The 19,933-nt window shown below is 31.8% G+C and carries 24 protein-coding genes and 1 tRNA gene; 9 read left to right on the forward strand and 16 right to left on the reverse strand.

Features of this window, described 5'->3' with window-relative positions:
* Positions 1-326 precede the first annotated feature (326 nt).
* Positions 327-536: a 4Fe-4S dicluster domain-containing protein gene (locus tag C7U55_RS11440; RefSeq protein WP_370766792.1), complete on the reverse strand. Its 210-nt coding sequence runs from the start codon at positions 534-536 to the stop codon at positions 327-329.
* 146 nt (positions 537-682) lie between these two features.
* Between C7U55_RS11440 and C7U55_RS11445 the strand changes: the two genes are divergently transcribed.
* Positions 683-1,945 (forward strand): transposase family protein, encoded by a 1,263-nt coding sequence (locus tag C7U55_RS11445; RefSeq protein ID WP_162297447.1) that lies wholly within the window; start codon positions 683-685, stop codon positions 1,943-1,945.
* A gap of 56 nt (positions 1,946-2,001) precedes the next feature.
* Here C7U55_RS11445 and C7U55_RS11450 read toward each other — a convergent pair whose 3' ends face one another.
* Positions 2,002-2,529: a histidine phosphatase family protein gene (locus C7U55_RS11450; protein ID WP_106988678.1), complete on the reverse strand. Its 528-nt coding sequence runs from the start codon at positions 2,527-2,529 to the stop codon at positions 2,002-2,004.
* An 86-nt stretch (positions 2,530-2,615) separates the two neighbouring features.
* On the opposite strand from C7U55_RS11450, the gene C7U55_RS11455 reads away from it, so the two are divergent.
* The 6 genes from C7U55_RS11455 (at position 2,616) to C7U55_RS11475 (ending at position 6,233) form a co-directional block, all read left to right on the forward strand.
* On the forward strand, positions 2,616-4,022 hold the full coding sequence (locus C7U55_RS11455) for an amidophosphoribosyltransferase (RefSeq protein ID WP_106988679.1): 1,407 nt from the start codon (positions 2,616-2,618) through the stop codon (positions 4,020-4,022).
* Between the two features lie 89 nt (positions 4,023-4,111).
* Positions 4,112-5,041 carry an aspartate carbamoyltransferase gene (pyrB, locus tag C7U55_RS11460; RefSeq protein WP_106988680.1) on the forward strand — a complete coding sequence of 310 codons (930 nt, stop codon included), beginning with the start codon at positions 4,112-4,114 and terminating at the stop codon, positions 5,039-5,041.
* Positions 5,041-5,463: an aspartate carbamoyltransferase regulatory subunit gene (locus C7U55_RS11465; RefSeq protein WP_106988681.1), complete on the forward strand. Its 423-nt coding sequence runs from the start codon at positions 5,041-5,043 to the stop codon at positions 5,461-5,463. The genes pyrB and C7U55_RS11465 overlap by 1 nt, the downstream gene beginning before the upstream one ends.
* A 21-nt stretch (positions 5,464-5,484) precedes the next feature.
* Positions 5,485-5,560 (forward strand) — tRNA-Thr (locus tag C7U55_RS11470).
* 233 nt (positions 5,561-5,793) lie between these two features.
* The gene (locus C7U55_RS14145) at positions 5,794-5,922 is read left to right on the forward strand and encodes a hypothetical protein (RefSeq protein ID WP_256276375.1); all 129 of its coding nucleotides are present in this window, start codon (positions 5,794-5,796) and stop codon (positions 5,920-5,922) included.
* Between the two features lie 44 nt (positions 5,923-5,966).
* Positions 5,967-6,233, forward strand: a complete 267-nt coding sequence (locus C7U55_RS11475; RefSeq protein ID WP_106988682.1) for a PD-(D/E)XK nuclease domain-containing protein — start codon at positions 5,967-5,969, stop codon at positions 6,231-6,233.
* A 10-nt stretch (positions 6,234-6,243) separates the two neighbouring features.
* On the opposite strand, the gene C7U55_RS11480 is transcribed toward C7U55_RS11475, so the two are convergent.
* The 14 genes from C7U55_RS11480 to C7U55_RS11545 all read right to left on the reverse strand — a co-directional run bounded on the left by C7U55_RS11480 (position 6,244) and on the right by C7U55_RS11545 (position 18,278).
* Positions 6,244-6,933, reverse strand: a complete 690-nt coding sequence (locus C7U55_RS11480; protein ID WP_106988683.1) for a biotin--[acetyl-CoA-carboxylase] ligase — start codon at positions 6,931-6,933, stop codon at positions 6,244-6,246.
* Positions 6,934-6,981: 48 nt separating this feature from the next.
* A complete protein-coding gene (gene fabZ, locus C7U55_RS11485) occupies positions 6,982-7,407 on the reverse strand; it encodes a 3-hydroxyacyl-ACP dehydratase FabZ (RefSeq protein WP_106988684.1) in 426 nt (141 codons plus the stop codon).
* Positions 7,407-8,648, reverse strand: a complete 1,242-nt coding sequence (gene fabF / locus C7U55_RS11490) for a beta-ketoacyl-ACP synthase II (protein WP_106988685.1) — start codon at positions 8,646-8,648, stop codon at positions 7,407-7,409. The genes fabZ and fabF overlap by 1 nt, the downstream gene beginning before the upstream one ends.
* A gap of 10 nt (positions 8,649-8,658) precedes the next feature.
* A complete protein-coding gene (gene fabG, locus C7U55_RS11495; protein ID WP_048923580.1) occupies positions 8,659-9,411 on the reverse strand; it encodes a 3-oxoacyl-[acyl-carrier-protein] reductase in 753 nt (250 codons plus the stop codon).
* A complete protein-coding gene (fabD, locus tag C7U55_RS11500) occupies positions 9,395-10,315 on the reverse strand; it encodes an ACP S-malonyltransferase (RefSeq protein ID WP_106988686.1) in 921 nt (306 codons plus the stop codon). Before fabD ends, fabG begins: the two co-directional genes overlap by 17 nt.
* Positions 10,312-11,355 (reverse strand): NAD(P)H-dependent flavin oxidoreductase, encoded by a 1,044-nt coding sequence (locus tag C7U55_RS11505; RefSeq protein ID WP_106988687.1) that lies wholly within the window; start codon positions 11,353-11,355, stop codon positions 10,312-10,314. The genes fabD and C7U55_RS11505 overlap by 4 nt, the downstream gene beginning before the upstream one ends.
* A gap of 1 nt (position 11,356) precedes the next feature.
* Positions 11,357-12,283, reverse strand: a complete 927-nt coding sequence (locus tag C7U55_RS11510; protein ID WP_106988688.1) for a DUF561 domain-containing protein — start codon at positions 12,281-12,283, stop codon at positions 11,357-11,359.
* Between the two features lie 10 nt (positions 12,284-12,293).
* Positions 12,294-13,199, reverse strand: a complete 906-nt coding sequence (locus tag C7U55_RS11515) for a beta-ketoacyl-ACP synthase III (protein ID WP_106988689.1) — start codon at positions 13,197-13,199, stop codon at positions 12,294-12,296.
* A 10-nt stretch (positions 13,200-13,209) separates the two neighbouring features.
* Positions 13,210-14,130 (reverse strand): acetyl-CoA carboxylase carboxyltransferase subunit alpha, encoded by a 921-nt coding sequence (locus tag C7U55_RS11520; RefSeq protein ID WP_106988690.1) that lies wholly within the window; start codon positions 14,128-14,130, stop codon positions 13,210-13,212.
* Positions 14,131-14,132: 2 nt separating this feature from the next.
* A complete protein-coding gene (gene accD / locus C7U55_RS11525) occupies positions 14,133-14,999 on the reverse strand; it encodes an acetyl-CoA carboxylase, carboxyltransferase subunit beta (RefSeq protein ID WP_106988701.1) in 867 nt (288 codons plus the stop codon).
* Positions 14,999-16,357, reverse strand: coding sequence for an acetyl-CoA carboxylase biotin carboxylase subunit (locus tag C7U55_RS11530; RefSeq protein ID WP_106988691.1), 1,359 nt, complete (start codon positions 16,355-16,357; stop codon positions 14,999-15,001). Before C7U55_RS11530 ends, accD begins: the two co-directional genes overlap by 1 nt.
* A 1-nt stretch (position 16,358) precedes the next feature.
* Positions 16,359-16,781 carry an acetyl-CoA carboxylase biotin carboxyl carrier protein gene (locus C7U55_RS11535; protein WP_048923586.1) on the reverse strand — a complete coding sequence of 141 codons (423 nt, stop codon included), beginning with the start codon at positions 16,779-16,781 and terminating at the stop codon, positions 16,359-16,361.
* Between the two features lie 103 nt (positions 16,782-16,884).
* Positions 16,885-17,112: an acyl carrier protein gene (gene acpP, locus C7U55_RS11540; RefSeq protein WP_048923587.1), complete on the reverse strand. Its 228-nt coding sequence runs from the start codon at positions 17,110-17,112 to the stop codon at positions 16,885-16,887.
* Positions 17,113-17,261: 149 nt separating this feature from the next.
* On the reverse strand, positions 17,262-18,278 hold the full coding sequence (locus C7U55_RS11545) for a GtrA family protein (protein ID WP_162297448.1): 1,017 nt from the start codon (positions 18,276-18,278) through the stop codon (positions 17,262-17,264).
* A gap of 212 nt (positions 18,279-18,490) precedes the next feature.
* Between C7U55_RS11545 and C7U55_RS11550 the strand changes: the two genes are divergently transcribed.
* Positions 18,491-18,802, forward strand: coding sequence for a type II toxin-antitoxin system RelB/DinJ family antitoxin (locus C7U55_RS11550; protein WP_106988693.1), 312 nt, complete (start codon positions 18,491-18,493; stop codon positions 18,800-18,802).
* Positions 18,803-18,909: 107 nt separating this feature from the next.
* Positions 18,910-19,932, forward strand: coding sequence for a YeiH family protein (locus C7U55_RS11555; RefSeq protein ID WP_106988694.1), 1,023 nt, complete (start codon positions 18,910-18,912; stop codon positions 19,930-19,932).
* Position 19,933 lies beyond the last annotated feature (1 nt).

A 19,933-nucleotide genomic window follows, 5' to 3' on the forward strand; every position in this document is an offset into this window, starting at 1 on the left:
GATCGTCATCAAAAAGTCCAAGATTTCTGATTGTACGATGTTTAACCTTTCCATCTTCACGATAAGATTCAACAATTGAGATAAAAGAGGTATTTGGACGACCTCTATTATTTTTTACAACTTTTACAAACATAACATCACCATCCTATACTACAAATATATAATAAATATATTTAAATTAAAAGTAATAAGATTATATACCCTATACTACATAAAAAGAAATACGAGATACTATTATAAAAAAAGGATAAAAATAAAAAGACATGAACCTAAGATTATATCTTAAGTTCATGCCATTGGAAGATATTTCTATCTTCTTCATCTCATTATTCAGCTGAAATAGCTTCTACTGGACAAGTTCCAACACATGCTTGGCATCCAATGCATGTATCTTTATCACATTCCATTTTTCCTTCGTCATCAAATGCTAAAGCTTCTACAGGACATACACCAGCACATGCTCCGCATCCAATGCAAGTATCTTTATCTACGTTCATATTTAACTCTCCTTTTCCTTTTTTCCTATTTATAAGTATATCACTTTCCGTTTTTCAGTCAATACAAAGTCATCATTTTGTTAAGACCCAGCGATTTTGTCACCATAAAATTCAGCGAAAATGTCACCATGATTTTTCTTTTCTAACCTTCTTCATTATCATGTTATATGAAGGAGGTTTTTATATTGGACAGAAAAGAAGTTATTGATCTATTGTCCAAAAAATTGAATGGTGATTTGAAAATTTCTTATGATCATTTAGCTGTTCTTACAAATTATTCTAAAAGACAGCTTATTCGTCTATCTAAATCTTTAAATGAAAAAGGTATAGATTCTACCTTGAAACACGGTAATAAAGGTTTGGCAGCCCACAATCGTGCTTCAAATGATGAAATTGATTTTATTGTCAATTTCAAAAAGCTATACCCCAATATCACTATAGCACAATTTAGAGATATTTATCTTGAAGATATTATTTTTAACCCTTCTAGAAAAGAAGATGTATCCAAATATAATCTTAAACCTAGAAGCACTTCATTCTTTCAAAGGCTCTATAAAGAATATAAATGGACTTCTCCCGTTAAACATAGAAGTCATAAAAGAGACTCTCCTTTACATTTACTGAGAGAAAAAAGTCCTAGAGCTGGTATGCTTGTTCAAATCGATGGAACTCCTTTTGACTGGTTTAGCAGCAGTCAACGCTTTACTCTTCATATGGCCGTTGACGATGCAACCAATGATATCCTTGCAGGCTGGTTTACCAAAAACGAATGCATGTATGGATATTGTAAGATGATGGAACTTCTTATCAAGAAAAAAGGAATTCCCTTAGCTATTTATTCAGACAAACATACTATCTTTAAAAGTCCTGAAGGTAATATAACATCATTTGGTGTTATGATGGATAAACTTGGCATTGAAATGATTTTCGCAAATACATCTCAAGCCAAAGGATTGATAGAACGGTACAATGGTACAGCTCAAAGAAGATTGCCCAATGACATTATAAGGTTCAAAATAAAAGACTACGATCAATTAAATATATGGTTCAATGACTTTTACATAAAATATCTGAATGAAAAATTTGCACATCTTCCAATTGAGCCTGTTTATGAATTTGTAGAGCTAACAGAAAACTACGATTTGAATTTGGTATTCACTGTTTCAAATACCAGAAAAATAGTAGAAGGCAATATGTTTTCCTATAACGGATATTATTATGTCCCATATGATAAAAATGGAGAAGTAGTAAAAATAAGAACTTCAACAGAAGTTACAATTTTATATTTTGTGCTAGAAAATAAAGTAAGAATGAAATATATTGGAATTATTTATGATTGTACATTGATAGGTACAAAACATAAAAACAAACAGGTACTAATAAATGATCATAAAGATTTAAATAATCTCATTCAAGAAATGGACAAAAAAACAAAGGGTTCACACTAATAGAACCCTTCTTCATTTTTGGTGACATTTTTGCTGAACGTTAACATACAAAGTCATCATTTTTCATAGCATTGAATACAACAATTTTGGGGAAGCCATGTCATTAAATCTTTATTTGTCATATCGTAAAAATAACTGTGAATCACACGTACAATACCTCCATGGCAAACAACTAAAATATTTTTATCAGGATAGTTTTTTTCTAATTCTTCTAAAAAACTATACACACGGTGAACAACTTGAAATAGAGATTCTCCTTTAGGATAATGAAGTGCATGATTTTGTTTATAATATTGAAATTCTTCATTATTAACAACACCTTCAAATTTACCAAAATTAATTTCTTGAATTCTTTGATCTTGATGAATTGGTAATTGATGGTTTTCATTAATGATCTTTGCTGTTGTATAAGCTCTTTTAAGTGGTGAAGCAAAAATAAGATCAAGAGAAACATCTTGTAATTGTTCACTTGCTTTTTTAGCTTGTTGTTTTCCTAAATCTGTCAGTTCTACATCTGATTTGCCGCATACTTTGTTAGCAATGTTATAGTTTGTTTGACCATGTCTTACTACATATAATTTCATTTTTTTACATCCTTTATCTTCATTTTATTTTATGTTATCATATTTTCGACATTTAGAGAACAAATGAAAAAAAGGAGATTACATATATGGGTGGTATGTTTGGTGTTGTAAGTCGTAAAGACTGTGTCACTGATTTGTTTTTTGGAGTTGATTATCATTCTCACTTAGGAACGAAAAAAGGAGGATTAGCGGTTTATGGAGAAAACGGTTTTAACCGTGCAATTCATAATATTTCGAATTCACCATTTCGTACAAAGTTTGAAAATGATATTAAAGGGATGTCTGGAAAAATGGGGATTGGTTGTATTTCAGACAATGAACCTCAACCGCTTTTAATTAATTGTCGTTTAGGAAGTTATGCTATTGTTTCAGTAGGAAGAGTGGCAAATATGGAAGAATTGATTCAAGATACTTTTGATAATGGACATACTCATTTTTTAGAGATGTCTGGGGGAGAAGTGAATCAAACGGAATTGATTGCAGCAATGATCAATCAAAAAGATAACTATGTTGATGGAATCATCAATGTTTTAAGAAAAGTAAAAGGTTCTATTTCTTTTATGTTGATGACGAAAGATGGTTTATATCTTGTACGTGATAAATTAGGAAGAACACCATTAAATATTGGTAAGGGTGAAAATGGTTTCTGTGCTTCCTTTGAAAGTCATGCTTATATTAATCTAGGTTATTCTTTATATAAAGAATTAGGACCTGGAGAAGTTTGTTTTATGACAAGTGAAGAAGTAAAAACACTTGTTGAATCCAATGATCAAATGAAGATTTGTTCATTTTTATGGGTATATTATGGATATCCAACAAGTTGTTATGAAGGTCGTAACGTTGAAGAAATGCGTTATGAATGTGGTCGTTTAATGGCTCAAAGAGATGATATTAAAGATATTGATCTTGTTGCAGGTGTTCCTGATAGTGGAATTGCTCATGCTATTGGTTATTCAAATGAATCACATATTCAATATGGAAGACCTTTTATTAAATATACACCAACGTGGCCACGTTCATTTATGCCACAAATTCAAGCAGATCGTAATTTAATTGCGAAAATGAAATTAATTCCAATTGCAAGCTTGATTAAAGATAAATCATTATTATTAATTGATGATTCAATTGTTCGTGGAACACAATTAAGAGATACAACTGAATATTTATACAATTCTGGTGCGAAAGCCGTTCATATTCGTCCTGCTTGTCCACCTATTATGTACGGTTGTCCTTACTTAAACTTTTCAAGAAGTACAAGTGAAATGGATTTAATTACCCGTCGTGTTATTAAAAAACGTGAAGGTGATAACGATGTGAATATGTTAGAAACATATAGTGATCCTGATACACCTGAATATAAAGCGATGGTTGAAGAAATCCGTAAAGAGCTTAATTTTACTTCTTTACGTTTTAATCGTTTGGATGATATGATTCAAGCTATTGGTCTTGATAGCGATAAAATCTGTACTTATTGTTTTAATGGAAAAAAATAATACGAGAAGAAATTCTCGTATTTTTTTAAAAGGTATTTAACCCTCTATAAAGGAGTGTTATAATATTGAAGGAAAAAAAGGAGATTGTTATGAAATATTTAATTGACCCAATGGATTTAAGTGTAGAAGAAATCGATGAATTGATTGATATTGCTAACGATATTATTAAAGATCGTACACGTTATCAAGATGTTTGCCGTCATAAAATTCTTGCTACACTCTTTTTTGAACCAAGTACACGTACAAGACTTTCTTTTGAATCAGCTATGTTATCACTTGGTGGAAATGTTTTAGGTTTTTCAAGTGCAAGCAATACAAGCGCTTCTAAAGGTGAAAGTGTTAGTGATACTATTAGTGTTGTTTCAAGCTATTGCGATATTATTGCAATGCGTCATCCAAAAGAAGGAGCACCTCTTGTTGCTACAAGAAGAAGTAAAGTTCCTTTAATTAATGCAGGTGATGGTGGACATAACCATCCAACTCAAACATTAACGGATTTACTTACAATTTCTAGAGAAAAAGGAAGATTAGACAATCTTACAGTTGGATTTTGTGGAGATTTAAAATTTGGACGTACTGTTCATTCCCTTACAAAGGCGATGTCACGTTATAAAAATATTAAGTTTGTCTTTATTGCACCACCTGAACTTAAAATTCCTGAGTATTTAAAACATGATTTATTAGATGCTAAGAATTTAGATTATAAAGAAGTTGAAACGATTGAAGAAGTTATTGAAGATTTAGATATTCTTTATATGACACGTGTGCAAAAAGAAAGATTCTTCAATGAACAAGACTATATTCGTTTAAAAGATACTTATATTTTAGATTTAAAGAAACTTGAAAAATCGAAATCTGATTTAATCGTTATGCACCCATTACCTCGTGTTAATGAAATTACGACAGAGGTTGATGATGATCCAAGAGCTAAATATTTTGATCAAGTTCAAAATGGACGTTTTATGCGTATGGCACTTATTTTAAAAATGTTAGGATTAGAAAATGAGGTAGAAAGATAATGAAGATAGATAGTATTAAAAACGGAATTGTTTTAGATCATATTCGTGCAGGTAAATCTTTAGAAGTTTATAAGGCTTTAGGGCTTGATAAATTAGATTGTAGCGTTGCTATTATTAAAAACGTTAAATCTAATAAAATGGGTAAAAAAGATATTTTAAAAATAGACGAAGAGTTCACTTTAGATTTAGATGTATTAGGTTATTTAGATCCTAATATTACTGTATGTATTATTAAAAATGGTGAACTGGTTGAAAAGAAACAATTACAACTTCCTAAAAAAATTGTTAATGTAGAAAGATGTAAAAATCCTCGTTGTATTACTTCAACAGAACAAGGTTTAGATCATGTATTCTACTTAGCCAATGAAGAAAAACGTATTTATCGTTGTCTTTATTGTGAAACAAAAGTTGAAAAAAAATAGAAGCAATGCTTCTATTTCTATGCTGGAGTAGCTCCAATGGTAGAGCAACTGACTCGTAACCAGTAGGCTGTGGGTTCGAATCCCATCTCCAGCACCATTATCAAAATCAACAATCGTTGATTTTTTTATGCTCACATTATTATAACAAACATCAAATATAAACCTTTTCTTCCCATTTCATCATGACATCTTTTCCATGATGGGCTAAGCCTATATAAATCACTTTTCCTTTTAAATCATAGTCATATTTTCTATATTTGATTTGTTGGATGGTTTCATTTCTATCACCCTTTCTTTACATATTATAAATTATTTTTGAGATGTTTGCTAATGAATATAAATCCAATTTTTAATTTGATCTATACTTCTGTAAGAAAAGAAGATCTTTATCAAAGTCTTGTTAAAGGAGACGTTGATCATGCAAATGAAATACTAGGAGATATCTTATCTAGATTTTGATAATGAAGAATCTTTCTATCATGTTTTTCTATTAGGGCTCTTTAATGGTAAAAAAATCAAATCGAGAAGCGATGCATGGAAGATTTGATTTATGTATCTTACCTAAACAAATCTTTCATACAGCTCTTGTCTTAGAATGTAAACATTCTAAGAGCGTTAAAGATTTAATTAAAGACGCGAGTGAAGGAGCTCAACAAATCATTGATCATAAATATGAAGAAGAAATCATCAATGATGGATATCTTCATGTAAAAGGATGTGGCATATCCTTTTATAAGAAATACTGTTATATTGTAAAAGTGCAAGCTTAAGCCTGCACTTTTATTTATTATGTAAAGATATTTCATTAATCACCTGTTTATATGTTTTTCCTTGTCGATCAACAAATAAAACAGAACCATCATCTAACAGCTTTTGAAAACAAACTTCTCCATAATCACTATATTCTACCCATTGATCTTTTAAATAGGAAATACTATTAGCGTACTCTAAAACCTTATGAAACTGATTTGTTTGATATAAATTATAATAAATCAACATAAATGTTTTCAGTCCAATAGCAAGTTTAGATATTTTATACTCTTTATGAGTAATTTGTTTCATTGATTGAAAATCTTCATTATTAACATTCAATCCTATTCCTACAATGACTCCTTTTAAATCAGGATCTAAGATCGTTTCTACTAAAATACCACAAATCTTTTTTCCATCAACATAAATATCATTCGGCCATTTAATCGTTGCTTTAATACGATTGCGATCCAATAAACCAACCACACTACACGTTGCTAATTGTGTCATTTTCCAAGCATCTTCTATTTTATGAAAATCTTTAAATAAAAAACTCATAATGAGGTTTTCATTTGGATGACTTTGCCATACATGTCCATTTCTACCTCTACCTTTAGTTTGATGCTTCGTTGTAACACAGGCTTGCATTGGTAAATTTTTATATTCTCTTTTTAAATAATCATTTGTTGAATCAACTTCTTCAAGTTCAATCAGTTTCATAATGTCACCTCTTTATCATGATAAAATAAAAAAATTTGCAATTCAAGATTATTGAATTGCAAATGTAAGTTCTGCTTTACAAACAACTTTTCCATCGACTTTAGCGATTGCTTCACCAATACCAACAGGTCCTTTTTGTTTTGTAAGAACACATTCCATTTCTAAAACATCACCTGGAATAACTTGTCCTTTAAAACGACAGTTTTTAATACCGCCAAAGAAAGCAATTTTTCCTTTATTTTCTTCTTTCGATAAAATTGCAATACACCCTACTTGAGCCAATGCTTCAACAATCAAAACACCTGGCATAACATGATGGCTAGGAAAATGTCCACAGAAATGCATTTCATTCACACTGACACATTTAATTCCCTTGGCATATTCTCCTGGTTTGTAATCGATAATACGATCAACAAGGGCAAAAGGATAACGATGAGGATTGATTTCTTGTATTTGATTACTATTAAGTTCCATTATTCTTCTCCATATTTCTTAAAAATAATTGAGGCATTATGTCCACCAAATCCTAATGAATTAGACATAACATAATGTAATTCTTGTTTTCTACCACTATTTGCGACAATATCTAAGTCACATTCTTCATCAAAATTTTGATAGTTAATGGTTGCAGGAATGAAATTATCATCTAAAGCTTTCACACAAAAGACACCTTCAATTCCTCCAGCTGCTCCTAAACAATGCCCTGTATTTCCTTTCGTTGAAGAAACTGCTAGTTTTTGAGCATGCTCTCCAAAGGCTTTTTTAATGGCTGCTGTTTCTAATTTATCATTCATTGGTGTTGAGGTTCCATGGGCATTGATATAATCGATTTGACTTGCTTTAATAGAAGCATCTTTTAAAGCATGAATCATTGCTTTAGCTCCACCGATTCCTTCAGGAGCAGGAGCAGTCATATGATAAGCATCACAACTCACACCATAACCAACCATTTCACAATAAATAGGTGCTCCTCTTTTTTTAGCATGTTCTAATTCTTCTAAAACAAGAATTCCTGCCCCTTCTCCCATGACAAAACCATTACGTTCTTTATCAAAAGGGATAGAAGCACATTTTGGATCAGAGGATTCACTTAAAGCTTTCATGGAAGTAAAACCACCAATTCCTAAAGGCGTAATACTTGCTTCACACCCACCAGCAAGAGCAACATCAAGATAACCATCACGAATATTTCTAAACGCATCTCCTATCGCATTTGTCCCTCCAGCACAAGCTGTTACCGGACAGGTTGCCAGACCCTGTGCTTTAAAAGCAATCGCAATTTGTCCAGCTGCAAGATTACTGATTGTCATTGGGATAAAATAAGGGGAAACACGATCAAAACCTTTTTTTAAAGCACGATTATGATTTTCTTCAATAGAACCTAAACCACCAATACCACTTGAAACAACGACACCAAAACGATCATGATCTATGGTTTCAACATCGAGTTTGGCATCTTTGATTGCTTCATGTGAAGCAATCAAACCATATTGAATAAAAGGATCCATTTTACGAATATCTTTTTTATCAAGATAATCTGTTGCTTCAAAGTTCTTTAATTCACCGGCAACCTTGACTTTCATATGTGTCGTATCAAACTTTTGAATAAAATCAATACCACATTGATGATTTAAAATACCTTGCCACGAATCTTCTACATTATTTCCAATTGGTGTTAAAGCACCAAGACCTGTCACTACAACTCTTCTTTTCATAACTTTCTCCTTACATAGCCATGCCACCATCGACATGTAATGTTTGTCCAGTAATATATTTTGCCTCATCACTAGCTAGAAATAAAACAGCATCAGCAATATCTTGAACATTTCCAAAAGAACCTAGAGGGATTTGGCTTTTCATTTGATCTTTAATTTCATCACTTAAAACATCAGTCATGGCTGTTTGAATAAATCCTGGAGCGACCGCATTGACCGTAATGCCACGACTTCCCACTTCACGAGCAAGAGACATTGTCATGCCGATAATTCCTGATTTACTAGCCGCATAGTTAACTTGTCCAGCATTTCCCATCACCCCAACAACAGATGACAATGAAACAATACGTCCATATTTTTGTTTCATCATAAGCTTCGTTGCATGTTTCATACAATTCCATGTTCCTTTTAAATTTACATCGATGACTTGATCAAAATCACTTTCTTTCATACGAAGCATTAATCCATCTTTGGTAATTCCTGCATTATTAATTAAAATATCTAATCGACCATATTCTTTTTTAATGATTTTAAACATTTCTTCTGTTTCTTGATAACTTGCAACATTGGCAGAAATGAGTGCACACTTTCCACCAAGTTCTTCAATTTCTTGTTGTGTCTTTTGGGCAATTTCTTGATTGTTTCCTAAATCAAGATAATTGATTAAAACAAAAGCACCCTGTTTTGCAAGAGTCTTCGCAATTTCTTTACCAATTCCTTGTCCACCACCTGTTACAAGGGCTATTTTATTTTCTAATCTCATAATCTTCTCCCTTCAAAGCTTTGATTGTTTTTTCTAATGATTCATTATCTTCTATTTGATAAAGTTGAATATCTTTATTGATTTTTTTCACAAAACCACTTAAAACCTTTCCTGGTCCAACTTCAATAATCGTATCAACCCCTTGACTTATCATATAACGAATACTATCTTCAAAATAAACAGGGGACATCACTTGTTTTTCTAAGATTTCTGGGATTGCTTGATTCTTTAATTCATGTCCTAAAGTATTAAAAATAACAGGTATTTTCATTTCATGAAATGTTTCTTGTTGAAATCTTTCTTTTAAAGCAAGTGATGCTTCTTTTAATAAAGCTGTATGAAAAGGTCCACTGGTATTTAAAGGAATAACTCTTTTCGCTCCTTTTTCTAAAGCAAGTTCCTTCACTTTTTCAACCGCTTCTTTTTCACCAGCAACAACCAATTGACCTGGACAGTTATAATTCGAAATAGAGACAATTCCTAATGAAGAAGCTTGCTTACATAAATCCTCTAGAATATCTCTTTCCATTTTAATCACTGCAATCATTTCACTATCAATTCCTTGAACCGCTTCGTTCATGACCTTTCCACGAAAACGAGCCAATTCAATAACTTGTCTTTGTTCAAAAACATCTGCACAATAAAGAGCAGAATATTCTCCAAGTGATAAGCCTGCACAATAATCAGGAATAATTCCATTTTCTTTAAGCAAATCCGTAATAATAGATGCTACTAAAACCATACAAGGTTGCGTATTTTGGGTAAGAGATAACCTATCCAGTGGTCCATTAAAACAAAGTTCCTTTAAATCAGGATATTCATCAAAAAGAGGATGGGGATAAAAAGATTTTCCCATACCTACCACTTGACTTCCTTGTCCAGCATAAATTATTCCTAGTTTCATTTTTCATCCTCCATTAATTCATGAATAACTTCTTCAACATGCATTAAATGATCTTGCATATAACCATAAGCTCCTGTAAAAATAAGTCCTTCATCTAAATTTCCTTTTACCGCTTCAATTAAAGCTCTTGAAATACAATAAGGTGTTGTTTTAAGATTGCATGGTGTTAAACATTGATAACATTTCTTGATGGGTACTTTTTCTTGTTTTGTTTTTTGAACAAATGCATTTTGAAAAGCACGTCCTGGCATTCCCACAGGTGAACTCACTAATCCTACTTCTTCTTTCTTTGCCTTTAAAAAAGCTTCTTTATATTTCATCGAAGCATCACATTCATAGGTTGGAATAAAACGTGAGGCTACTTGCACACCATCAACACCTAATTCAAAGAAATGTTTCACATCACTTCTTTGATGAATTCCTCCCGCTACAAAGATAGGAATATTAAGTTGAAAACTTTCGACTACTTGTTCCACCTCTTGAAAGATTTCTTCTAAACTTTGATAGGTTTGATTTTCTAAATCCTCTTTTTTAAAACCTAAATGACCTCCGGCAAGAGCTCCTTCAATAACAATAAAATCAGGTGCTCTTTGATATTTCTTTACCCAATGTTTCATAATTAATTTGCAGGCTTTACCGCTTGAAACAATGGGTGCAATTAAGACTTCATGATCTTTTACAAGTTCAGGGAGTCTTAAAGGTAAACCAGCCCCTGAAATAATGGCATCAATCTTTTCGCTTAAAGCAGCTTCAATTAATTCATCATAATCTTTTATAGCGACCATGGCATTAATCGCAACGAGTCCTTTTCCCTTCGATATTTCTTGTGCTTTTTTAATTTCTTTTTTTAAAGCACGGATATTTGCTTCACGATGATTTGATTCAAAATCTTCTTCACGGTATCCAGGATGCGCCGTAGAAATCACACCCATTGCCTCATACTTGGCAACGTGACCGGCGAGATTTCCTAAAGACACCCCAACACCCATACCTCCTTGAATAAGAGGAATACTCATTTTTTTATGATTTATTTCTAACATTTTAAATCTCCAAATTTTGATAAGCTACTTTCAACTCATCCATCATTTCTTGTAAGATTTGTTGGACGGGTTTAATTTCATGAACCATACCTGCAACTTGTCCTGCCATTAAAGAACCTTCATCAACATTTCCTTCAAAGACAGCTTTCTTTAAAGAACCAAGTGTATACTTTTCTAGTTCCATCATCGTAGCTCCTTCTTTTTCTTTTTGAATGTAGGTTTTTGCCATTTTATTTTTTAAAATTCTTACTGGTGTACCATTGATTCTTCCCGTAACTGTTGTTGAAGTATCTTTGGCTTTTAAAACTGCTTGTTTATAATTTTCATGAATCGGACATTCTTGACTTGCAAGTAATACTGTTCCAATTTGAACACCACAAGCACCTAATGCAAAAGCCGCTAAGAGTTGCTTACCACTGGCAATTCCTCCAGCAGCAATAACAGGAATAGAAACGTTTTCAACTACTTGAGGAACCAAAGCCATTGTTGTCGCTTCCCCAATATGTCCTCCTGCTTCACATCCTTCTACAATTAAAGCATCCGCTCCAGCACGTTCTAATCTTTTAGCAAGGGCCACGCTTGGCACTACAGGAAAAACCTTGATTCCAGCTTCTTTCCACATTTTCATATAAATTCCTGGATTTCCTGCCCCTGTTGTAACAATTGGTACTTGTTCATCAATAACGATTTGCGCCATTTCTTTGGCCTCTGGATTCAATAACATAATATTGACCCCAAAAGGATGATCCGTTAGCTTTTTACATTTTTGAATCTCTTCTTTCAACATTTTGGCATTCATGCCCCCTGCTCCAATGAGACCTAAGCCCCCTGCATTAGAAACACTTGCCGCAAATTCACCAGTGGCAATATTGGCCATACCTCCTTGAATAATTGGATATTTTATCTTTAATAGTTCATTTAATTTCATTTTGATCTCCTTACCATTCCATTAAAAGAGCGCCCCATGTAAGACCTCCACCAAAACCTACAAGAATAATTTTCATTCCTTTTTTTAAGATTCCTTTTTCATTCATTTCAGCTAAAGCTAAAGGAATACTCGCTGCTGAAGTATTTCCATATTCTTGTAAATTCATATAGAATTTTTCTTGAGGACATTGATACTTTTTATAAACATGTTTGATAATTCTTTCATTGGCTTGATGACAAACCACATAATCAATCTCCTCTAATGTCATCTTTGCCTGATTTAAAACATGATCGATACTTTGAGGAATTGTTTGTATCGCAAATTTAAAAACTTCTTGTCCCTTCATTTTTAAATAATCATTTGCATAAAGAACCTCTCGATTGCCAGCACTATCTAAGTAACTATAAAAAATATTATTATTTTTTTGGATCAATGTAGCTGCTGCTCCATCTCCAAATAAAATACAAGTATTACGATCTTGGTAATCAATAATAGAACTTAATTGTTCACTTCCAATAATAAGACCATATTGCCCTTCTTGTAATAAACTTTGAGCAACTTTTAAAGCATAAACATAACCACTACATGCTGCATTTATATCAAAACAAATCATTGCCTGTTCATTTAAATCTAAAGCTTTTTGAACAAGACAAGCATTACTTGGTGTTTTATTTTCTGGAGTCATCGTTGCTACAATAATCAAAGACAATTTACTTAAATCTTGATTTTGTGTTGCTTTTTTAGCTGCTTCGATGGCAAGCAAAGCACTGGATCTAGAAGAAATATGTCTTCTTTGAATTCCTGTACGTGAGAGAATCCATTCATTTGAGGTTTCTACCATCTTTTCTAATTGAGCATTGTCTAATGTTTTTTCAATCTTGGCATAACCTGTTGAAATTATTTCAATTCCGTTCATTTTCTACTCCTTAAAATACTTGTCCTATCTTTCGATATTTTTCATAACGCTTGTTGATTAATTGATTTGTAGATAATCTTTGTAATTCTTTGATATTTTCTTTTAAATACTCTTTAATTTGACGATAAACTTCATAGCTTTCTACCGTAGCTCCTTTTAAATCCTCATGAATGATTTGATCAATAATATGAGCTTCATAAAGATCTTGTGCCGTTAATTTCATTAAACTTGTTGCCTCTTGAACACGTTTTCCTTCTTGATCTTTCCATAAAATAGAAGCAAAGCCTTCAGGTGATAAAATTGAATAAATACTATTTTCTAACATCACCAAACGATCAGAAACACTTAAAGCTAAGGCACCGCCAGAGCCCCCTTCTCCGATAACAATCGTAATAATGGGAACTTTTAAAGTAGACATTTCTTTTAAATTACGGGCAATGGCCTCACCAATACCATGCATTTCTGCCTCTATCCCTGGATAAGCACCAGGAGTATCGACAAAGGCAATAATTGGGCGTTTAAATTTTTCAGCTTGTTTCATTAAACGTAAGGCTTTACGATAGCCTTCAGGCGAAGACATCCCAAAGTTGCATTTGAGATTATCTTCTAACGTTCTCCCTTTTAAATGTCCAATAATGGTAACAGGTTGTTTGTCAAGCATGCCAATTCCACCCACAATTGAGCCATCATCTTTATAAAGGCGATCACCATGAAATTCGATAAAATCATCAAAAAGATGATGAATATAATCTTTTACATTGGGTCTTGTTTTCTTTCTTGCTAGATAAACATGATCATAAGGACTTAAATGTTTATAGCTTTTTTCAAGTTCTTTGATTTCTTTTTCAATTTCTATTTTTCTATTATTTGAACATTCCATTAATTCTTTTTGTAAGTTTTCAATTTCTAATTCTACTTGATTCAAAGACATCACTAAGCCCCCTTTCCATGCATTTTTAAAAGACGGATAATGGTTGAACGCATTTCTTGCCTTCTAACAATTAAATCTATAAAGCCTTGTTCTTCCATAAATTCCGTTCTTTGAAAGTTTTCCGGTAATTTTTGTTTAAGTGTGCTTTCAATAACACGTCTTCCCGCAAAGCCCATTAAAGCATTCGGTTCACCAATAATAATGTCACCAAGACTTGCAAAAGATGCCGTAACTCCTCCAGTCGTTGGATGAGTAATATAGGAAATATAAAGCAATCCTGCTTCATGATGACGTGCTAAAGCCGCTGAGGTTTTTGTCATTTGCATTAAAGAATAAATTCCTTCTTGCATACGAGCGCCACCAGAAGCGGTAAAGATAATAAGTGGATATTTTCTTTTTGTCGCATGTTCAATGGCTTTCGTGATTTTATCACCTACAACCGATGACATACTTCCCATTAAAAAACGTGAATCCATGACACAAGTAATGACTTTTGTTTCATTGATTTTGCCACTAGCGACCACAACAGCTTCATTGAGTCCGGTTTTCTTTTGAAGAAAATCGATTTTTTCATCATAACCTGGAAAATCAAGAGGATTGACTTTAATATTTGTTTTGTAAAGTTCTTTATATTTTCCTTGATCATAAAGCATCTCTAGTCTTTCATAAGCACTTAACTTTAAATGACTTCCACAATTAGGACAAACAGATAAGTTCTTTTTCAAATGACTTGTTAAAATAAGTTCTTTACAATCAGGACATTTACTATAAAGTCCTTCAGGAACTTCTTTTCTTTTTTGTTGTCTTTTTTTACGAAGAGATTTAAATAAATAAAGTTTTTCTTTTCTTTCCTTAAATAACTGTTCCATCATGATTCATTCACCAACTCATCTAAATGATTTTCAATAAAACTTGTATCAAACTCCCCTTTAACATAATCATTTTCATGTAAAATAAAATACTGTAATTCTTGATTGGTATCAATGCCATCAATCACCAATTCACTTAATACTCTTCGCATTTTACGAATGGCTTCGATACGATTTTTCCCATGAACAATGACTTTCGCAATCATGGAATCATAATGTGATGAAACTTGATAACCTTGATAAAGAGTTGTATCAATACGTACGCCAAAACCACCAGGTAAATGTAAACTATTAACGATTCCTGGAGAGGGTCTAAAGTTTTCTTTAGGATTTTCTGCATTGATTCGACATTCAATGGCATGCCCATTTAAACAAATATCACTTTGTTTATAATTCAACTTTAAATTAGCGGCAATACGAATTTGTTCACGAATCAAATCCACCCCCGTTACCATTTCTGTTACAGGGTGTTCAACTTGAATTCGCGTATTCATTTCTATAAAATAATATTTTCCATCCGGTGCTAAAACAAATTCAATTGTTCCTGCATTACGATAATTTACTTGTTTAGCCGCTTTAATGGCATCTTTTCCCATTTGTTCACGTAATTCTTGACTCAATGCTTTACTTGGTGATTCTTCCATCATCTTTTGATTTCTACGTTGAATCGAACAATCTCTTTCTCCTAAATGAATCACATTTCCAAAATTGTCTGCCAAGATTTGAAATTCAATATGCTTAGGATTTAAAATCAACTTTTCCATATACATATCATCATCACCAAAACAAGCTTTAGCTTCCGCCTTAGCTGTTTTATAAGCATCTTCAAAATCTTCTTCTTTAAAACATTTACGCATACCTCTTCCACCACCACCGGCAGAAGCTTTAATTAAAACAGGATATCCTATTTTGTTTGCTAATTCTTTTCCTTCTTCAAGCGAAGTAATACTGCCATTACTTCCTGGAACAACCGGAACTCCCGCTTCAATCATCATTTGTCGAGCCACACTTTTATTTCCCATTTGGTCAATAACATCTCCACTTGGACCAATAAAAGTCATTCCACATTTTTCTACTAGTCTAGCAAAGGTTGAATTTTCTGATAAATAACCAAAACCTGGATGAATCGCATCACAACCTGCAAGCGTTGCAACAGATAAAATATTTTCCATATTTAAATAACTTTCACTGCTTTTAGCAGGACCAATACAATAAGCTTCATCAGCAAGTTGTACATGTAAAGAAGTGGCATCCGCTGTAGAATACACAGCGACGGCTTCAATTCCCATTTCTTTACAACAACGAATAATGCGCACCGCGATTTCACCACGATTGGCAATCAAGATCTTCTTGAACATCTTATTCAATCACCATAAGAGCCTGATCATATTCCACAAGCGCTTCATTTTCCACAAGAATTGATGTAACCGTTCCATCACATGGTGCCTTTATTTCATTCATCACTTTCATCGCTTCAATAATACATACAATATCACCTTTTTTTACGTTCTTCCCTACTGTTACATAAGGCTCACTCTCTGGTGAACTTGCACTATAGAAAACCCCGACGATAGGTGATTTTACTGCTGTACCAGTAGCTTGTTCTTGTTTTATTTGTTTATCTTCAATAACTTCCTTTTCTTTTTCTACCGGTTTTACATATTCAACCTTTTCGCTTTCTTTTTCTAATTCTATTTTTAAATCATCTATTTCTACTTTCATCTTTGTGACATTTGATTGATCAAATTCACTCATAATTTGTTTAATGAAATCTAATTTCATAGTTATTCTCCTTTATTTGAAGTTCAAAGTATATATTAAAATAATAAGCTTTGAAATTCAAAGCTTATTATAAAATATATAGTCGCCTCAGCGACATCCTTTACTATTTGTTTGCTTCAATATAATCTACGATATCTTTAACAGTTTTCATGTTAGAAGCAACTTCATCTGGAATTTCTACTTCAAATTCTTCTTCAATTTGCATAATTAATTCAACTGCATCTAAAGAATCTGCTTCTAAATCATCTTTTAAACTTGCTTCCATTGTTACTTGACTTTCATCACAGCTTAATGAATCCACAATGATTTCTTTTACTTTTTCAAAATCCATTCTACTTTCCTCCTTGAATACGGTTTGTATTATACACGAAGAAATTAAAATGTAAATACTTTGAAGTTCAAATTTATTTATTTTTTTTATTTTCTTTGATTTTATCAATGTTTTTTTATAAAAAAATTATACAAAAAGAGAAAAAATCATCATTTTAGATGATTTTTGCTTTCATTATTTTTAAAAACCCACTTTGTTTGTGCACTATAACTTAATAAAAATAAAAGAAGATCTCCTATTGGTTTTGCAAGCTTTTCTGACATAATATGTAAACTTGAAGCAACGTAAACAAAAAGCGTTGATAAAATTGTAATGACAATTGTCAAAATCAGAAAACGTTTTGCCGTTTGTTTACTATTGTTCTTTCCTTTAAAAACATATTTTTTATTAATAACATAATTGACGATTGTAGAAAGGATACGCGCAATCAAACTCGATAAAGCAATACGCCAAAAGTCACTCGTCATCCAAAGTTTTAAAACATCAAGTAAAATCCAAGCCAATAAAACATCAATGACTGAACTAATGATTGAAGATGATATAAAACGTATAAGATGTAAGAAGATAACATACATAATTTGTATTGTCTTATTTTTTAAATGGAAAGGCTGTTGTTTGTTTTCTAATTGAATTTCTTCAACATCTTGATTATTTTGAACACTTTGAATAAGTGATTGAACTTCATAACAGTTTTCATCAACAGTCATCATTTGATCTATATAATTCATAGAAAAAGCAAAAAGTTCACTATCCACATCAATAAATTCCTTATTATAAATCATTGAAAAAAGTTTTGTCAGAATTTTTTTTCCTTTATGATGAACAACACACATTTTTTGTGAATTCTTATTGATTAATGTACGAATATGATTAATATGTATGAGATCATATTCATTTTCTAAAATAATAATTCCTTTTTTATCCTGTAGATGTTCTTTGATATAATGAATTCCTTTTTTAATAGCATACCCTTTTCCTTTAAAAAAAGGATGACTGATAATCTTGCAATCATGCACCATCTTTTCAAAAAGAGAATGATATTCACTTTTTGAACCATCATTAATCAAAACAACCTGATAATTATTCTCTTTTAATTTTTTAACGTAGTTTACAATCCTCTCGTTTGGATTATAGACTGGCATTAAAATAACCATTTCACTATTCATATTCATCCCTCATTTTATATATGTTACATGAACCATCCCTAAATAGCAAATTTATAAGAAAAAACAATCACTATTTTAATTTATTTAAAAAAAGAAAAAAACCAAATAAAAGCGAATATATATATTGAATAATCTTCTTCAATAATAAATTTGATATTTTATTGTTTTGTATTTACATTTACGTACAATTATTAGTACAAGGAGGGACATCTATGGAAAAAAGTACAACACTTAATTTAAGAATTAATCCAGAAATAAAAGAAAACGCTGAAAAAGTATTATCTCAGCTTGGTGTTTCTATGTCTAGTGCCGTTAATATGTTTTTGAATCAAGTCATTTTAACTGAAAGTATTCCTTTTCCTATCGCATTATCTCAAGCGCCTTCAAGGGTCAATATGGATACAATGAACCAAGAAGAATTAAATACAAAACTTGAAAGAAGTCTTGATGATGCTTTATCTGGACAAACATTATATGCAAAAGAAGTATTACAGGAATTCAAAAATCAACATAAAGATGATTAAATATCTAGCATACAAATTCGTATGCTTTTTAACTATCTAATTTATGAGTTTCTAGTCATTTAAATAAAAATATGATAAACTACTCCTGTTTATAAGGGAGAGAGTTTATGAATTTAAAGAAGAATTATAAAGGAATTTTATTATGTTTAATTATTGCCATTCCTTGTTGGTTTCTAGGAAAGAAGTTTCCTATTGTAGGTGGTCCTGTCTTTGGGATTATTCTAGGTATGATCATTACTTTATTTATTAAAGATAAAAAAGAATTACAATCAGGTATTACTTTTACCTCAAAGAAGATCTTACAATATGCAGTTATCTTACTTGGATTTGGAATGAATTTATCAGTCGTCTTACAAACAGGTAAACAATCATTACCCATCATACTTGCGACAATATCGACATCACTTATTGTTTCTTATGTATTACATAAAGCAATGAAAATACCAAGTAAAATATCAACATTAATTGGTGTTGGTTCTTCTATTTGTGGTGGTTCAGCTATTGCAGCAACAGCCCCTGTTATAGAAGCAAGTGATGAAGAAGTAGCACAAAGTATCTCTGTTATCTTTTTATTTAATATGATTGCGGCTTTATTGTTTCCTACGCTTGGAACATTATTAGGTTTTTCTACTAAAAGTGGTGAAGCTTTTGGTATCTTTGCAGGGACAGCGATTAATGATACTTCATCTGTTACCGCAGCTGCCTCTACTTGGGATTCTATGTATCACTTACAAAGTGCTACTTTAGATAAGGCTGTAACTGTAAAGCTTACAAGGACTCTTGCAATTATTCCTATTACTCTGGTTTTGTCTTTCTTTAAGATCAAGAAAAATAAAGAAGGTCAAAAAGTAAATTTAAAGAAAGTTTTTCCTTTCTTTATCATTTATTTTGTTTTAGCTTCATTGATTACAACAATTGCAATTCATGTAGGTGTTGATTCTCATTTCTTTACACCATTTAAAGAATTAAGTAAATTCTTTATTGTACTTGCAATGGTTGCGATTGGTTTAAATACAAATGTCGTAAAACTTATTAAAAATGGTGGTAAACCTATTTTACTTGGTTTTATTTGTTGGATATGTATTACCTGTATGAGTTTATTTATGCAACACGTGCTAGGTATTTGGTAAT

The organism is Faecalibacillus faecis, from assembly GCF_003024675.1.
GTDB lineage: Bacteria > Bacillota_I > Bacilli_A > Erysipelotrichales > Coprobacillaceae > Faecalibacillus > Faecalibacillus faecis.

Coding starts and splice junctions, on each gene's coding strand:
- C7U55_RS11450 (WP_106988678.1), bottom strand. CDS start 2,529: ATGAAATTATATGTAGTAAGACATGGTCAAACAAACTATAACATTGCT.
- C7U55_RS11455 (WP_106988679.1), top strand. CDS start 2,616: ATGGGTGGTATGTTTGGTGTTGTAAGTCGTAAAGACTGTGTCACTGAT.
- pyrB (WP_106988680.1), top strand. CDS start 4,112: ATGAAATATTTAATTGACCCAATGGATTTAAGTGTAGAAGAAATCGAT.
- C7U55_RS11465 (WP_106988681.1), top strand. CDS start 5,041: ATGAAGATAGATAGTATTAAAAACGGAATTGTTTTAGATCATATTCGT.
- C7U55_RS14145 (WP_256276375.1), top strand. CDS start 5,794: ATGAATATAAATCCAATTTTTAATTTGATCTATACTTCTGTAAGAAAA.
- C7U55_RS11475 (WP_106988682.1), top strand. CDS start 5,967: ATGGTAAAAAAATCAAATCGAGAAGCGATGCATGGAAGATTTGATTTA.
- C7U55_RS11480 (WP_106988683.1), bottom strand. CDS start 6,933: ATGAAACTGATTGAACTTGAAGAAGTTGATTCAACAAATGATTATTTA.
- fabZ (WP_106988684.1), bottom strand. CDS start 7,407: ATGGAACTTAATAGTAATCAAATACAAGAAATCAATCCTCATCGTTAT.
- fabF (WP_106988685.1), bottom strand. CDS start 8,648: ATGAAAAGAAGAGTTGTAGTGACAGGTCTTGGTGCTTTAACACCAATT.
- fabG (WP_048923580.1), bottom strand. CDS start 9,411: ATGAGATTAGAAAATAAAATAGCCCTTGTAACAGGTGGTGGACAAGGA.
- fabD (WP_106988686.1), bottom strand. CDS start 10,315: ATGAAACTAGGAATAATTTATGCTGGACAAGGAAGTCAAGTGGTAGGT.
- C7U55_RS11505 (WP_106988687.1), bottom strand. CDS start 11,355: ATGTTAGAAATAAATCATAAAAAAATGAGTATTCCTCTTATTCAAGGA.
- C7U55_RS11510 (WP_106988688.1), bottom strand. CDS start 12,283: ATGAAATTAAATGAACTATTAAAGATAAAATATCCAATTATTCAAGGA.
- C7U55_RS11515 (WP_106988689.1), bottom strand. CDS start 13,199: ATGAACGGAATTGAAATAATTTCAACAGGTTATGCCAAGATTGAAAAA.
- C7U55_RS11520 (WP_106988690.1), bottom strand. CDS start 14,130: ATGTCTTTGAATCAAGTAGAATTAGAAATTGAAAACTTACAAAAAGAA.
- accD (WP_106988701.1), bottom strand. CDS start 14,999: ATGGAACAGTTATTTAAGGAAAGAAAAGAAAAACTTTATTTATTTAAA.
- C7U55_RS11530 (WP_106988691.1), bottom strand. CDS start 16,357: ATGTTCAAGAAGATCTTGATTGCCAATCGTGGTGAAATCGCGGTGCGC.
- C7U55_RS11535 (WP_048923586.1), bottom strand. CDS start 16,781: ATGAAATTAGATTTCATTAAACAAATTATGAGTGAATTTGATCAATCA.
- acpP (WP_048923587.1), bottom strand. CDS start 17,112: ATGGATTTTGAAAAAGTAAAAGAAATCATTGTGGATTCATTAAGCTGT.
- C7U55_RS11545 (WP_162297448.1), bottom strand. CDS start 18,278: ATGAATAGTGAAATGGTTATTTTAATGCCAGTCTATAATCCAAACGAG.
- C7U55_RS11550 (WP_106988693.1), top strand. CDS start 18,491: ATGGAAAAAAGTACAACACTTAATTTAAGAATTAATCCAGAAATAAAA.
- C7U55_RS11555 (WP_106988694.1), top strand. CDS start 18,910: ATGAATTTAAAGAAGAATTATAAAGGAATTTTATTATGTTTAATTATT.